This window comes from Stenotrophomonas maltophilia group sp. RY12688 (assembly GCF_052149045.1).
GTDB lineage: Bacteria > Pseudomonadota > Gammaproteobacteria > Xanthomonadales > Xanthomonadaceae > Stenotrophomonas > Stenotrophomonas sepilia.
In genome coordinates this window covers 362,450-376,685 of record NZ_CP197389.1, presented here as the reverse complement: position 1 = coordinate 376,685, position 14,236 = coordinate 362,450, and the positions used below count along the sequence as shown (strand labels likewise).

Sequence of the window (14,236 nt, the reverse complement as noted above, 5' to 3'; positions counted from 1 at the left end):
GGGTGTGCACCGCATGAGCCTGGCTTTCCGCGAACGGCACCGGCATTGGCCGCGCCGCTTGGCCCTGGCCCTGTGCCTGCTGGCCGCCCCGGCCTTTGCACAGGCGGCCCCACCGCCCGACCCGGGTGCGCCGCTGCCCTATGTGATCGGCCTGCACGAGGCCTATCTGACCCCGCAGTACTGGGCCGCGCGCTTGGACAACGCCGACGCGCCGATTCTGGATCGCGCGCAGATCGAAGCACAGAACGCGCGGATGCGGGCGCAGGACAGCCACATCCAGGACATCGCCACACTGCCCGCCCAGCTTGATGCGGCGACGGTTCGCGCCAGCATCACCGCGCTGTCGAGCTGGCCCACCCGCGCCCTCTACAACGACAAGGGCCAGGCGATCGCACCCGCGCTGCGCAGCACTATCGAAGCCAACCTCGGCCTCGATGCGATTCCCACACAGGTGGCACCGCAGTATGGGCTGGTGGTGAAGCGTGCCGCGCTGCGCACCTTCCCCACCCGCGAGCGCGTCTTCAGCACCGTCGGTGACACCGACATCGACCGCTTCCAGGAATCGGCACTGTTCCCCGGCGACAAGGTGGCCGTGGTCCATCGCAGTACCGATGGCCGTTGGCTGTTCGTGCACAGCGAGCGCTACAGCGCGTGGATCGAAGCCGACGCCATCGCCAGCGGCGACAAGGCCACGGTGCTCGGCTACGGCGCGAAGGGACCGTACCGGATCGTCACCGGCGCCACCGCGCAGACCGCCCATACCCCGGAGGAGCCGCGCGTCTCGCGCCTGCAGCTGGACATGGGCGTGCGCCTGCCGGTGCTGGCCGACTGGCCCGCGTCAGAGCCGGTGAACGGCCAGCAGGCCCACGCCTCGTGGGTGGTGCAGTTGCCGGTACGCGAGGCCGATGGCCGATTGAAGCTGGTGCCGGCGCTGCTGCCGCGCTCGCAGGACACCGCCGCCGATTACCTGCCGCTGACCCCGCGCCTGTTGCTGCAGCAGGGCTTCAAGTTCCTCGGCGAACGCTACGGCTGGGGCCACGACTACGACACCCGCGACTGCAGCGGTTTCGTCTCCGAGATCTACCGCAGCTTCGGCGTGCTGCTGCCGCGCAATACCAGCGCGCAGGCGGTCAGTCCGGCGCTGGACCGCCTGCCGTTCACCGGCAAGGACGGCAAGGCGGTGCGCGACCGTGCCGTCGCCAGCCTGCAGGTGGGCGACCTGGTCTACATTCCCGGTCATGTGATGATGGCCATCGGCCACGTCGACGGCCGCACCTGGGTCATCCACGATACGGCGGGCGGCAGCTGGTTCGGTACCGACGGCAAACGCGTGCAGGCCCATCTCAATGGTGTTTCGGTCACGCCGCTGGAGCCGATGATGGCCAGCGACACCGTCCGCTACATCGACCGCATCACCAACATCCAGCGCCTGCGGGCCAAGACTCCTGAATGAAGATCACCGCCATCGAACTGGGCATGCTGCGCGTGCCGTTGAAGACACCGTTCAAGACCGCGCTGCGCACGGTGGAGACCGTGGAAGACGTGGTGGTGCTGATCCGCACCGACACCGGTCACACCGGTTACGGCGAGGCACCGGCTACAGCGGTGATCACCGGTGATACCCACGGCTCGATCATCGAAGCGATCCGCCACTTCATCGCCCCGCGCCTAATCGGCCAGGACGTGGTCAACCTCAACCACCTGTGCACGCTGGTGCAGACCGCGATGGAGCGCAACACCAGCGCCAAGGCCGCGGTGGAGATCGCGCTGTACGACCTGTGGGCGCAGCTGCACGGTGCCCCGCTGTACCAGATGCTCGGTGGCGGCGACCCGGTGATCACCACTGACATCACCATCAGCGTGGACTACATCGACAAGATGGTGGCCGATTCGTTGTCGGCGATCGAACGCGGCTTCGAGTCGTTGAAGATCAAGGTCGGCAAGGACATCGGACTGGACATCGAACGGGTCAAGGCGATCCACGCCGCCGTGGAGGGCCGCGCCCTGCTGCGCCTGGACGCCAACCAGGGCTGGACCGCCAAGCAGGCGGTGCATGCGATGCGCACGCTGGAGGAAGCCGGCGTGGTACTGGAGCTGCTGGAGCAGCCGGTGAAGGCCGCCGACATCAGCGGCCTGAAGTACGTCACCGACCGCGTCAACACGCCGGTCATGGCCGACGAGAGCGTGTTCAGCCCGAGCCAGGTGATGGACCTGATCCAGCAGCGCGCGGCCGACATCATCAACATCAAGCTGATGAAGACCGGCGGCCTTTCCAACGCGATCCGCATCGCCGACATCGCCGGCATCTACGGCGTGCCGTGCATGATCGGCTGCATGATCGAATCGAGCATCAGCGTGGCCGCGGCCGTGCACCTGGCCGTGGCCAAGAGCGATGTGATCACCAAGGTCGACCTCGACGGTCCCTCGCTGGGCCAGTTCGATCCGGTCAGCGGCGGCGTGCATTTCAACGAATCGGAGATCAGCATCAGCGACGTGCCGGGGCTGGGTATCACCGAAGTGCGTGGACTGGAGATGCTGGGGTGATTTCTGCCTTGCGGTTGGCCTGGCGTGCCACTGACGTTGGGTCGGGCGTTACTTTTCTTTTCGCGAAAAGAAAAGTAACCAAAAGAAACGCTCCGCCGACCGCGAGCCGGTGCTACGCACCGGTTCCCTGCGCTCCTCGGCCCGTCGAGGGACGGCGCGGGAACTCGCTGCGCTCGGACACCCGCGCCTCTTCGCCCTCGCCGGACCTGCGGTGCTCGGCTCGCTTGAAGGCGGACTCAACGTCAAAGGCAACAACTGCATCCCGTGGATCCACGCCATGCGTGGATGCTTTTGCTCTTGCTTTTGCTCTACCCCGTATCCCCCTCGCGGCTGGCACGCGCGCGATCTGTCCGGGGTCGGGCGGGTGGGGCTTGCGGGGGTGTCCGCGCCATGGGCCCGAGGCATGCCTCGGGCGGGTTGGGCAGGACGCCCAACCCCGGTCTTGCCGTTTGCGCAGGACAGCGCAAACGAGCAAGCGCGGCCAGGCCCCCATGGACGAATTCACGGCGTCCCCCGCGAACCCCACCCACCCGACCCACCACATAATCTGCTCTACGCTGCCAACCGCAACGCGCCTACACATGCCCGGACGCCCCGCATGCCGCCCCTGCTGAAGATCCGCACCGAGCGCGGGCAGATGTCTGCCATCGAGCGCCGCATCGCCGACTTCATCCTCGACAACGCCCACCTGCTGCGCGACTACTCATCGCAGCAGCTGGCCAGTGCGCTGGGCATCAGCCAGTCCAGCGTGGTGAAGTTCAGCCAGAAGCTCGGCTTCAAGGGCTACCCGGACCTGAAGTACTCGATCGGCCAGGACGTGGCCCGCGCCGGTGCCGATCCACAACAGGTGCCCAGCGAACCCGACAGCGGCGATGACTACCTGCGCCTGGGCGAGGCCCTGCGCCGCAGCAAGGCGCAGGCCGAGGAGGAAACACGCCAGGCCAATCCACGCGAGGAGATCGAGCGCATCGTGCAGCTGCTCGACGGCGCACCCAAGCTGTTCGTCCATGGCCTGGGTGACGACGGCCTGTTCGCCCGCGAGTTCGCCATGCGGCTGTCGCTGCTCGGCCTGCTGGTCGTGCCGCACACCGACCCGATCCTGATGCTGGCCAACCTGTCGGCCGCACGCCCCGGCGATGTGCTGCTGGTGTTCTCCGAATTCGGCAACCTGCCGCAGCTTTCGCAGCTGTCGCGGCAGTTCCAGGACATGGGTGGCAAGGTGATTTCCATTACCCGCCACACTGCCAACCCGCTGCGCGCGCACGCTGATGCGGCACTGGCGGTCTGCGCGCACGACCGCACGCCGCAGGTCGCGCAGCTGCTGTACCGTAGCGCCATGCACGCCCTGCTCGATTTCCTGTTCGTGCTGCTCTGCCACACCAATCCGGACCGCCAGCAGCAGCTGGCGGTGAACCTGGAGCGGATCGACCACCTGCTGGATTCCTGACCGGAGCACCTGTTGATGAAATCGCTGGTTCGCCTCGCTACCGCTGCGCTGCTGCTTGCTGCGACGGTGTCCGTTCACGCGGCGCCGCTGGATGGCGCGCGCCAGCTGATCGTGGTCACCAGCGATGGCTGGGACAGTACCCAAGGGCAGCTGCAGGCCTATGTGCGCGATGGCAAGGGCTGGCACACGCACGGACAGGCGTTCCCGGTGGCGCTCGGCCGTACCGGCAGCGCCTGGGGCCTGGGCCTGCATCCGGCACAGGCCGATGGCCCGCAGAAGCAGGAAGGAGACGGTCGCAGCCCGGCCGGCATATTCGCGCTCGGCAGTGCGTTCGGCTATGCCGTCACACGCCCCGGCACCGCAATGCCTTACCAGCCGATGCTGGACAGCAGCTACTGCATGGACGTGCCCGGTTCGCCGTTCTACAACCGCATCGTCGATGAGAAGAAAGTCGGCAGTGCAGCGATCAAGGGCTCCACCGAGCCGATGCGGCTGGATCTGCACAACAAGGGCGACGTGCGCTACCGGGAGGGCTTCGTCATCGCCCACAACCCGGACAACCAGCCCGGCAAGGGCAGCTGCATCTTCGCCCATCTGTGGCGCACGCCCGGGGAGGCCACCGCCGGCTGTACCGCCATGCCACAAGCGCGCATGCAGGCGCTGCTGGACTGGCTGCGGCCGCAGGATACGCCGCGCTTCGTGCTGCTGCCGCGCACCGAGTACCAGCGACTGCAGGTGCAGTGGCAGCTGCCCGCGCTGAGCGGAGACGCCCGTTGAGCGCGCAGGACGAACCACAGCTGCAGCGCGCGGTCAGCCGCTGGCAGATCGTCGGCCTGTCGATCAACGATGTGATCGGTAGCGGTATCTACCTGCTGCCGGCCGCCACCGTCGCCCTGCTCGGCCCCTTCAGCCTGTGGGGCGTGGTCGCCGCTGGCATCGTCGTCGCGCTGCTGGTGCTGTGCTACGCGCAGGCCGCCAGCTACTTCGATGAACCCGGTGGCAGCTACCTCTACGCACGCGAGGCCTTCGGCCGCTTCGCAGGGTTCGAGATCGGCTGGATGATCTGGCTGACCCGCATCAGCTCGGCGGCCGCATTGAGCAACGCGCTGGCCGATGCGGTCGCGCGCTTCTGGCCGTGGGCCGGCGCCGGCATGGGTCGCATCGCGGTGATCGTGGTGTCGCTGGGCTTCCTGACCGGCGTCAACATCATCGGCGTGCGCTCGGCCGCGCGCACCGGCGTGGTGCTGGTGATCGGCAAGATGCTGCCGCTGCTGCTGTTCGTGGCCATCGGCGCGTTCTATATCGATCCACAGCTGGCCTTCTCCGGCCAGCGCCCGGACCCGCATGACCTGCAACGGATGGGCGAGGCCGCCCTGCTGCTGCTGTACGCCTACGCCGGCTTCGAGAACATCCCGGCCGCGGCCGGCGAGTACCGCAATCCACGCCGCGATATTCCGTTCGCGCTGATCACCATGATCATCACTGTCACCGTCATCTATGGCGCGGTGCAGGTGGTGGCGCAGGGTACGCTGGCCGGCCTGGCCAGCTCGGCCACGCCGCTGGCCGACGCCGCAGCCGGTTTCGGCGGCGAGGCCCTGGCACTGATCCTCACCATCGGCGCGACCATCTCCATCCTGGGTACCAACAGCAACACGATGATGATGGGCCCGCGATTCCTGTTCGCACTGGCCCGCGATGGCTACGGGCCGAAGATCCTGGCGCAGGTGCATCCGCGCTTTCATACGCCGGCCGCATCGATCCTGTGCCAGGGCCTGATCGCGCTCGGACTGGCGCTGTCCGGTTCGTTCGTGCAGCTCGCCCTGCTGTCGATGACCACGCGCCTGTTCGCCTACATCGGCACCGCTGCCGCCGTCCTGGTGCTGGCCAAGCGCTACGCGGATCGCCCGGGCGCGTTGAAGCTGCCCGGTGGCCCGCTGATTCCGGTGCTGGCGCTGCTGCTGTGCCTGGCCCTGTTCGCCAGTGCCAGCTGGCAGAACATCGCCGCTGCACTGGTCGCGTTCGTCATTGGCGCGGTGATCTACACGCTGCCGCGCAAGGATGCGGACGCCGGGTGAACGGAGCGCCGGGCCATGCCTGGCGGATTGATCTGGCGATCACGCTGTCGGACCGGACCGTTAACCGCCACGCAGGCACGATCAGGCTTCGTCCACAACGGAGCCTTTTCATGACCGAGTACCAGATTCCCGGCCGCGTACCGGACGACAGCACGCCGCGCGACGCGGTCAGCGACTATTGGCGCGAGCGCTACACCGCCGAGCCGTACTACGACGACCAACTGTTCTTCGAGGACTACGAGCCGGCCTACCGGATCGGCCATGCCGCGCGCGCGCAGGACATGATCCGCGCCTACGAGGAAGTGGAGCGCGAACTGGAATCGCGCTGGGCCAGCGAACGTGGCCGCAGTCGCCTGGACTGGGCGCAGGCACGCAACGCCGTGCGCCGTGGCTGGGACGAAGCGCAGCTGGCGGATCCGCGCTTGAAGCGATAGCGCCAGGCTGCTGTAGAGCCGAGCCTACGCTCGGCTCTCGCCCCACGTTTAGGGTCGAGCCATGCTCGGCTGAGCCGAGCATGGGTTCGGCGCTACCGAATCATTCCTGTTCCGGCAGCGGCGGCACGATCGCGCTGCGCTTGCTCTCGCCACCACCGGCGGCGATCAGGTCGCGGGTGTTCTTCTGCACAGCCACCGCACCGAACAACGACAAGGCATACGCCATGCCGTAGAAGCCCTTCTCGCTGGGTGCCAGCGTGGCGTTCCACAGGCCGACCAGCAGCAGCATCAGCGCCGACAACAACGCGAACCAGCACAGCGCGTAATACAGGCCGCTGACCGGAATGCCTTCGACGCGGTCGCGCACGCTCTTCTGCAGCGACACCGCCGCGAACAGGCCGAACAGCAGCAGGGTCAGGTAGTAGCCCTTCTCGTTGAGCGCCATCGTGGCATTGAACAGGCCGATCAGGTACGCCGCCGCACCCAGCAGCAGGGCCACCCACGAGGCGGCGATGAAGGCGGTGGAGGGCTTGTGAGGCATGGCAGTATTCATTGCAGGTCCTTGGCAGGCAGACGGGCATGCTTTGCCCGGGCGTGCCCACCCTAGACGATCCCGCCGCTGCCGCACAGGGGGGCGCAGGACCTTCGGGCCACGACGGTAACGGCTGCGGTGGTATACAAGGGGCAGCCCGGCCATCCGCATCCCCGCCCTGGAGATACCCATGACCCGTACGCCCCTGCTGCTCGCCCTCGGCCTCGTGCCGATCCTCGCCACCTCCGCCTGCAACGCCGCCGATCCGGCTTCGGGTACCGCCCAGGCCACAGCGCCTGCAGCCACCGCCACCGACCAGCGCCCGTTCACCGCCACCGAAGTCAGCCGCTTCGACCAGCCCTGGGCGATGACCTTCCTGCCCGACGGCAGCCTGCTGGTCACCGAAAAGCGCGGCACGCTGCAGCACCTGGACCCGGCCAACGGGCAGAAGCACGAAATCACCGGCGTTCCCAAGGTCGCCTATGGTGGCCAGGGTGGCTTCGGCGACATCATCCTGCACCCGGACTTCGCCCGGAATCATGTTGTTTACGTCAGCTACGCCGAGGAAGGCACGCTCGACACCCGCGGTGCCGCGGTGGCCCGGGCCACGCTGGCACTGGATGCCGACGGGGGTGGCCAGCTGAAGGACCTGAAAGTGATCTGGCGGCAGAGCCCCAAGGTCAGCGGCGAGGGCCACTACGGGCATCGTCTCGCGTTCGGCCCGGACGGCAAGCTGTGGATCAGTTCCAGCGAGCGCCAGAAGTTCGATCCGGCCCAGGACATGGGCGGCAACCTCGGCAAGATCATCCGCCTCAACGACGATGGCAGCCTGCCCGCCGACAACCCGTTCGCCTCACAGGGCGGGGTTGCCGCACAGGTGTGGTCGCTGGGCCATCGCAACATCCTGGGCATGGCCTTCGACGCCAACGGCAAGCTGTGGGCGCATGAGATGGGACCCGCCGGTGGCGACGAGTTGAACCTGATCGTGCGTGGCGCCAACTACGGCTACCCGATCGTTTCCAACGGTAACCACTACGACGGCCGTCCGATTCCCGACCACGACACCCGCCCGGAATTCGCCGCCCCGAAGGTGACCTGGACGCCGGTGATCTCGCCGGCCGGCTTCGTGATCTACAGCGGCAGCCTGTTCCCGCAGTGGAAGGGCAGCGGCTTCATCGGCGGCCTGTCGTCCACCTCGCTGGTGCGCGTGGCCTTTGATGGCGACAGCGCGCGCGAAGCCGAACGCTTCAACATGGGCGAGCGCATCCGCGAAGTGGAACAGGGCCCGGATGGCGCCCTGTGGCTGCTGGAAGACGGCAGCAAGGCGCGCCTGCTGAAGCTCACCCCGAAGACCTGATGCCCCGGTAGTGCCGGCCGCTGGCCGGCACCTGGATCCTTCCGGCATCCGGCGGTTGCCGGCCAGCGGCCGGCACTACCCTGCCAAACGGCCCCGCGTGCGGGGCCGTCTGCGTTCACTGGATGGTGATGACCTTCACCTCGGTCTGCGTGCAGGCCTTGTCCAGGCACGTTCCGTTCAACCACACCTGTCCATCGCCAATCATCACGCCCTGCTGGTTGACGAAGACCTTGCCGAAGTCCTGCCCGGACACTGCCTTGACCACCGCCGGGGTGATGATCTTCTCGTAGTTCCGTTGGAACTCACCGGGGCCAGTGATCTTCTTTCCGTCGCTGATGTTCAACGGGAAGCGCACTTGCTCGACCACCGCAGCACGATCACCGCCGACCACGGCGGTCTTGAACGCGTTGAAGACCTTCTCGAACTGCGCGGCATCGCCGAGCAGCGATTCGATGCGCGCACGCGCGTCCTCGGCGGGCGCCTCCGCGGCCGGTGCGGCCGGTGCGGCGGCGGCAGGTTCGGCAGCCGGCGCCGCCGGTTCAGCGGCAGGCGTCGCTGCCGCGTTCGCTTCCATCGGCGGCGGCGCATCCGCCGCAGGCTGCGCCGGCGGCTCAGGCTGCGAACAGGCCGCCAGCAGCAGAGCGGGAATCAGGTAGGCCATCCGGCGCATACGCGCACTCCATCGAAACAGGAAGCCCGATGGTAGCGCCGCCACAGTGACGGCAACAAAAAGGGGACGGAGGGTATTAAGTCGTTAGTGGCACAAACGACTTAATCCCCTCCGTCCCCTTTTTCTGATCAGGCCTTCAGCAGTTCGAACTGCACGGCTTCGCCGGCGGCCGACGAGGCGCAGACCCACAGGTCGAACTGGCCCGGCTCGGCACGCAGCACGCCATCGCGGCCGGTGAACGCCAACTGCTCGCGGGTCAGGGTGAACACCACGTCGGCGGACTCCCCCGGCTGCAGCGCCACCTTGCGGAAGTCCTTCAGCTCACGCACCGGACGTACGCGGCTGGCCACGCGGTCGTGGATGTACAACTGCACCACTTCCTCCCCGGCCACATCACCGCTGTTGGTCAGCGTGGTGGTGATGGTCAGGGTGTCGTCCCAGCCAAGCTGCACAGCACTCAGCTGCGGCACGCCGTAGGCGAAGGTGGTGTAGCCGATGCCGTGGCCGAACGGGTACAGCGGCTCGTTCGGAATCTCGCGCCAGCGGGCCTTGAACTCCGACATGGTCGGCAGCTCCGGACGGCCGGTGCGCGGGTGGTTGTAGAAGTACGGCTGCTGGCCGGACACCTGCGGGAAGCTGACCGGCAGGCGGCCGGACGGGCTGTAGTCACCGAACAGCACATCAGCTACGGCATGGCCGGTCTGCGTACCCAGGTACCAGGTCACCGCCACGGCCTGCGCATTGCGCACCGCGCCCTGCAGCGCCAGCGCGCGGCCATTGCGCAGCAGCACCACCAGCGGCTTGCCGGTCATCGCCACGGCCTCGGCCAGTGCCTGCTGTGCCGGCGGCAGGGTGATCTCCACGCGCGATTGCGCTTCACCGCTGTAACGCTGCGGTTCGCCCAGCGCCAGCACCACCACATCGGCGCGCAGCGCGGCAGCCACCGCCGCTTCGGTACCGCCCGGAATGGCCGCTTCCAGTTCGCAGCCCGGCACGATTTCCAGCAGCGCTTCGTCGCCGATGGCGGCACGCACGCCGGTTTCCAGGTCGACGTAACGCTGCTTGTCGCCGAACAGCGTCCAGCAGCCTTCGATGTTCTCGCGGTCCTGCACGAACGGGCCGATCAGCGCGATCTTCTGCCCGGTCTTCTGCAGCGGCAGCACGTTGTCGCGGTTGTTCAGCAGCACGATCGAACGGCGCGCGGCATCGCGCGACAGTTCATCATGCGCAGCGATATGCGAGGTATCCGCTTCGCGCGCCGGGTCCAGCGAACGGTACGGGTCGTCGAACAGGCCGATGGTTTCCTTCAGCCACAGGATGCGGCGCACGCCTTCATCCAGCACCGCCATCGGCACTTCGCCGCTCTCGACCAGGCCCGGCAGGTGCTCGGCGTAGAAGCCGCTCTGCATGCTCAGGTCCAGGCCGGCGGTGAACGCCTTGGCGGTGGCATCGCGGTCGTCGGCGGCATAGCCGTGGGCGACCAGCTCCATGTCGGCGGTGTAGTCGGAGATCACCACGCCCGGGAACTTCCATTCGCCGCGCAGGATGTCGGTCAGCAGTTCAGCGTTGGCACTGGCCGGCACGCCGTTGATGTCATTGAACGAGGACATCACGGTGATCGCGCCGGCCTCGAAGGCGGCCTTGAACGGCGGCAGATGCACATCGCGCAGGGTCTGCGGCGAGATGTCCACCATGTTGTATTCCATGCCGGCCATCACCGCGCCGTAGGCGGCGAAGTGCTTCGGCGTGGCCAGCAGCGAATCGGCGGCGCGCAGGTCGCTGCCCTGGAAGCCACGCACGCGGGCGGCGGCGAACGCACAACCCAGCACCACGTCCTCACCGGCACCTTCGGCACCCCGGCCCCAGCGCTGGTCGCGGGCGATGTCCACGGCCGGGGCATAGGTCCAGTGCAGGCCGGCAGCGGTGGCTTCGATGGCGGTGGCGCGCGCGGTGCGCTCGGCCAGGTCCGGCTCGAAGCTGGCGGCCTCGCCCAACGGAATCGGGAACACGGTGCGCATGCCGTGGATGACGTCGGCGGCCAGGATCACCGGGATGCCCAGGCGGCTCTCCTCGGTGGCGACCTGCTGGATGCGGCGGCCCAGCTCGGCGCCCACGCCATTGAACAGCGAGCCGACCTTGCCCTCGCGCACCTGCTGCAGCACCTGGTCGGCATTGCGCACGTTGGCTTCCGGGTTCACGTCCGGGGCGAACGGGCGGACCATGTCCGCGAAGACACCCAGCTGGCCGACCTTTTCCTCGACGGTCATCTGGGCAATGAGGGATTCGATGCGATCGGAGGCCACCGGCAGTCCTTGATGAAAACGTTTACAAGCCCGGCATTCTAGCGATCCCGAGCCATTTGGCGAGAGGTTTCTTCGTTCAGTTTCAGCCAACAGCGGGGCCCGTATGGTCCCACCGGGAGCACCGCAGCTTACTCCGAGCCGGCCATCTGGCGCTGCCCGGCCATCAACATGGCATCGCTGGAGGCCTGGAACACCCGCAAGCCGAACGCCGGCAGAATCGCCAGCAGGTGGTCGAAGATGTCCGACTGCACGGCCTCGTACTCGCTCCAGGCGGTGCTGCGGGTGAAGCAGTACAGCTCCAGCGGCAGGCCTTCGGTGGTGGGCTGCAGCTGCCGCACCAGCAGGGTCATGTCGGTATGGATGCCCGGGTGGCTGCGCAGGTAGCGCTCCACGTAGGCGCGGAAGGTGCCCAGGTTGGTCACGCGGCGGCTGTTGACCTCAGCCACGCCCTGCTCGCGCAGGCGCCCGTTCCACTGCCCCAGCTCCTGTTCCTTCTCACGCAGGTAGTCGCGCAGCAGCGCGAATTCGCCGAGGAAGGCCAGGTCGCCGTCGTCGAGGAAGCCGACGCTGTGCTGGTCCAGGTACAGCGCGCGCTTGATCCGGCGGCCACCGGCCTCCTGCATGCCGCGCCAGTTCTTGAACGACTCGGTCACCAGCTTCTTGGTCGGGATGGTGGTGATGGTCTTGTCGAAGTTCTGCACGGTGATGGTGTGCAGGGCGATGTCGATGACGTCACCGTCGGCGTTCTGGCTGGGCATCTCGATCCAGTCGCCGATGCGCACGCGGCCATCGCCACTGATCTGCACGCTGGCCACCAGCGACAGGATGGTGTCCTGGAAGATCAGCATCAGCACCGCGGTGGCGGCGCCAAGGCCGGTCACCAGCGGGCCCAGCTTCACCCCAAGCAGGGTGGCGACGATGGAAAGGCCGGCGGCCACGAACACCACGATCTTGACCACCTGCAGGTAGCCCTTGATCGGCTTGTTGCGCGCATCGGGCTTGCGCTCGTACAGGCTGTTGGCCGCGTCCAGCGCATGCGAGAACGCCATCGACACCGTCAGTACGGCCCACACGATGCACAGCTTGATGATGACGTTGACCAGGCTGGGCGGCAGGTCGGGGATGAGGGTGATGCCCGAAGCGATCACCTGGCTGGGCACCACGTTGGACAGGCGCGAAATCACCCGCATCAAGTGGCTGCCGCGGCCGGACTCGGCACCTGGCAGGCGCTGCAACAGGCGCCGCAGGCCACGCAGCAGGATGCGCTTGGTCACCCAATTGGCCAGGCCGGCGGCGATCAGCAGCGCCGAGATCATCAACGCCAGGTAGGCGCCGGGATAGGGTTCCAGTGTGTTCTGCAGCCGTTCCAGCCACTGTACCGCCACCACCGCATCCACCATCCGTTGTCTCCTTGCTTTGTCGTTGTTGTTGGGGTTGCCGGCCGGCGGCCGGATTTACCGGATCAGTCCCGCGAGCGTTCGATGATCACGCCCACCGCGCGAGCGCCGCGCACCGCGCCCGGCTTGCTCAGCTTCAGGCGCAGCCACTTCACGTCGAATTCGTCCAGCACGATCTGCGCGCAGCGCTCGGCCAGCGTCTCGACCAGGCCGAACTCCGACTCGCGCACGAACTGCTCCAGGCGCTTGCTCACCGCCTTGTAGTTCAGGGTGTGGGCGATGTCGTCGGTGGCCGCAGGGCGACGGTTGTCGAAGCCCATTTCCAGGTCGAACACCAGGTCCTGGCGGATCCGTCGCTCCCAATCGTAGATACCGATCAGGGCGTCGATCGTCAGCCCCTCGATGAAAACCTTGTCCATTGCGGTTACCAGCGCCAATACAGGCGGCCATGGTAACGGCACGGCGGTGACCCTGCCCGGAACGGGCGGTGAGCGGCCGACAGGGAGACGGCGCCGGAAAAAACAAAGGGCCCCACTAGCAGGGCCCTTTGGTACTACCGTTTGTCCCCGGGGGGAGCTGGAATCCAGCCGCGAGTCCCGGTGGCGCAGGCACGCAGATTAGGCAAGGACCAGATCGCCGGTCAAGGCCAATTCCGACAGGGCAGGTCAGGTATTCGTCCGAGGCAAAACGCAGAAAATCAGCCGCGCGGACAACGACGTTCCCTGATGGTCGCCGCCGCCCACTCTCGCGAACATCGATCCCTCCTTCACCACCGCACATGACGATGGCTCCATACGATGTACTGCGGCGCGCGTTGTCAGCGGAGCGTCTGTCTACTTACGAGAGAATCGCATCGACCTGCAGCCCCGACGTCACAGCCGAATCCCTGTACCTGTGGAACATGCGGATGTGCAGTGCACTGATGATGCCGGTCCATCTGTGCGAAGTGGTCACCCGTAACGCCGCTGCAGCTGTGCTCGCCAGGCAGCATGGCCCGCGTTGGCCCTGGAATGGTGCCTTCCGACGGAGGCTGCCAACCTCATCCAGTACTTCTCCGCGCACGGTACTGGAACACCTTGCCAGCCGCGTAACCGATACACCTGGGATCGTCGCCAACCTGCCGATGGTGTTCTGGCAGCAGCTCTTCACCTGTCGCTTCGACTCCACGCTTTGGATACCCGCACTCAGCAGGGTTCTGCAGCATGCTCCCTCTGCTCATCCCAGTGCCGTCAGGAAAGCCATCCATGCGGATATCGGACGCATCCGCCACCTGCGCAACCGCATCGCCCATCACGAGCCCATCCTCGAGCGCGACATCGGCGCCGATCTGGCCGCGATCGGGCGGCTGATCCATGCGCGCTGCCCGCACACCCTGGGGTGGCTGCAGCGCCATGAGCGGGCGACGACGGTATGGGCGGCGTCGCCGTTGGTAGTGCATCGGTAATGCGTCCGCCGGCCGTGGCCCGACGCTACCGGT

General features: G+C 67.1%; 13 protein-coding genes. 8 read left to right on the top strand and 5 right to left on the bottom strand.

Annotation, left to right across the window (positions count from 1 at the left end; translation table 11 throughout):
* Positions 1 to 13: 13 nt before the first annotated feature.
* The 6 genes from ACS0OT_RS01710 to ACS0OT_RS01685 all read left to right on the top strand — a co-directional run bounded on the left by ACS0OT_RS01710 (position 14) and on the right by ACS0OT_RS01685 (position 6,500).
* Entirely contained in the window at positions 14 to 1,453 is a 1,440-nt protein-coding gene (locus tag ACS0OT_RS01710; RefSeq protein WP_235646306.1) for an SH3 domain-containing protein, read from the top strand.
* A complete protein-coding gene (locus ACS0OT_RS01705; protein WP_012478950.1) occupies positions 1,450 to 2,544 on the top strand; it encodes a dipeptide epimerase in 1,095 nt (364 codons plus the stop codon). Before ACS0OT_RS01710 ends, ACS0OT_RS01705 begins: the two co-directional genes overlap by 4 nt.
* 598 nt (positions 2,545 to 3,142) lie before the next feature.
* Positions 3,143 to 3,991, top strand: coding sequence for a MurR/RpiR family transcriptional regulator (locus ACS0OT_RS01700; RefSeq protein ID WP_053498690.1), 849 nt, complete (start codon positions 3,143 to 3,145; stop codon positions 3,989 to 3,991).
* Between the two features lie 15 nt (positions 3,992 to 4,006).
* Entirely contained in the window at positions 4,007 to 4,768 is a 762-nt protein-coding gene (locus ACS0OT_RS01695; RefSeq protein WP_005415025.1) for a L,D-transpeptidase family protein, read from the top strand.
* Positions 4,765 to 6,066, top strand: a complete 1,302-nt coding sequence (locus ACS0OT_RS01690) for an APC family permease (RefSeq protein WP_065179423.1) — start codon at positions 4,765 to 4,767, stop codon at positions 6,064 to 6,066. Before ACS0OT_RS01695 ends, ACS0OT_RS01690 begins: the two co-directional genes overlap by 4 nt.
* Positions 6,067 to 6,176: 110 nt before the next feature.
* The gene (locus ACS0OT_RS01685) at positions 6,177 to 6,500 is read left to right on the top strand and encodes a hypothetical protein (protein ID WP_005415023.1); all 324 of its coding nucleotides are present in this window, start codon (positions 6,177 to 6,179) and stop codon (positions 6,498 to 6,500) included.
* A 100-nt stretch (positions 6,501 to 6,600) separates the two neighbouring features.
* Here the strand turns inward: ACS0OT_RS01685 and yiaA are convergent, their stop codons facing one another.
* Positions 6,601 to 7,053, bottom strand: coding sequence for an inner membrane protein YiaA (yiaA, locus tag ACS0OT_RS01680; RefSeq protein ID WP_014645710.1), 453 nt, complete (start codon positions 7,051 to 7,053; stop codon positions 6,601 to 6,603).
* 169 nt (positions 7,054 to 7,222) lie between these two features.
* Here yiaA and ACS0OT_RS01675 point away from each other — a divergent pair, with 169 nt between their 5' ends.
* The gene (locus ACS0OT_RS01675; RefSeq protein ID WP_065197313.1) at positions 7,223 to 8,389 is read left to right on the top strand and encodes a PQQ-dependent sugar dehydrogenase; all 1,167 of its coding nucleotides are present in this window, start codon (positions 7,223 to 7,225) and stop codon (positions 8,387 to 8,389) included.
* Between the two features lie 115 nt (positions 8,390 to 8,504).
* Here ACS0OT_RS01675 and ACS0OT_RS01670 read toward each other — a convergent pair whose 3' ends face one another.
* From ACS0OT_RS01670 to folB, 4 genes are all read right to left on the bottom strand, one after another.
* Positions 8,505 to 9,059 (bottom strand): hypothetical protein, encoded by a 555-nt coding sequence (locus tag ACS0OT_RS01670; protein ID WP_065197312.1) that lies wholly within the window; start codon positions 9,057 to 9,059, stop codon positions 8,505 to 8,507.
* 128 nt (positions 9,060 to 9,187) lie between these two features.
* Entirely contained in the window at positions 9,188 to 11,362 is a 2,175-nt protein-coding gene (locus tag ACS0OT_RS01665; RefSeq protein WP_005415018.1) for a glycoside hydrolase family 3 N-terminal domain-containing protein, read from the bottom strand.
* 128 nt (positions 11,363 to 11,490) lie between these two features.
* Positions 11,491 to 12,762, bottom strand: coding sequence for a mechanosensitive ion channel family protein (locus ACS0OT_RS01660; RefSeq protein WP_005415017.1), 1,272 nt, complete (start codon positions 12,760 to 12,762; stop codon positions 11,491 to 11,493).
* A gap of 62 nt (positions 12,763 to 12,824) precedes the next feature.
* Positions 12,825 to 13,178, bottom strand: a complete 354-nt coding sequence (folB, locus tag ACS0OT_RS01655) for a dihydroneopterin aldolase (RefSeq protein WP_005415016.1) — start codon at positions 13,176 to 13,178, stop codon at positions 12,825 to 12,827.
* A 359-nt stretch (positions 13,179 to 13,537) separates the two neighbouring features.
* On the opposite strand from folB, the gene ACS0OT_RS01650 reads away from it, so the two are divergent.
* Complete coding sequence (locus ACS0OT_RS01650) at positions 13,538 to 14,203, top strand: hypothetical protein (RefSeq protein ID WP_164230278.1); 666 nt, start codon at positions 13,538 to 13,540, stop codon at positions 14,201 to 14,203.
* Positions 14,204 to 14,236: the final 33 nt, after the last annotated feature.

Excerpts from the sequence above, each read along its gene's own strand:
- ACS0OT_RS01710 (WP_235646306.1), top strand. The coding sequence starts at position 14 with ATGAGCCTGGCTTTCCGCGAACGGCACCGGCATTGGCCGCGCCGCTTG.
- ACS0OT_RS01705 (WP_012478950.1), top strand. The coding sequence starts at position 1,450 with ATGAAGATCACCGCCATCGAACTGGGCATGCTGCGCGTGCCGTTGAAG.
- ACS0OT_RS01700 (WP_053498690.1), top strand. The coding sequence starts at position 3,143 with ATGCCGCCCCTGCTGAAGATCCGCACCGAGCGCGGGCAGATGTCTGCC.
- ACS0OT_RS01695 (WP_005415025.1), top strand. The coding sequence starts at position 4,007 with ATGAAATCGCTGGTTCGCCTCGCTACCGCTGCGCTGCTGCTTGCTGCG.
- ACS0OT_RS01685 (WP_005415023.1), top strand. The coding sequence starts at position 6,177 with ATGACCGAGTACCAGATTCCCGGCCGCGTACCGGACGACAGCACGCCG.
- yiaA (WP_014645710.1), bottom strand. The coding sequence starts at position 7,053 with ATGAATACTGCCATGCCTCACAAGCCCTCCACCGCCTTCATCGCCGCC.
- ACS0OT_RS01675 (WP_065197313.1), top strand. The coding sequence starts at position 7,223 with ATGACCCGTACGCCCCTGCTGCTCGCCCTCGGCCTCGTGCCGATCCTC.
- ACS0OT_RS01670 (WP_065197312.1), bottom strand. The coding sequence starts at position 9,059 with ATGCGCCGGATGGCCTACCTGATTCCCGCTCTGCTGCTGGCGGCCTGT.
- ACS0OT_RS01660 (WP_005415017.1), bottom strand. The coding sequence starts at position 12,762 with ATGGTGGATGCGGTGGTGGCGGTACAGTGGCTGGAACGGCTGCAGAAC.
- folB (WP_005415016.1), bottom strand. The coding sequence starts at position 13,178 with ATGGACAAGGTTTTCATCGAGGGGCTGACGATCGACGCCCTGATCGGT.
- ACS0OT_RS01650 (WP_164230278.1), top strand. The coding sequence starts at position 13,538 with ATGACGATGGCTCCATACGATGTACTGCGGCGCGCGTTGTCAGCGGAG.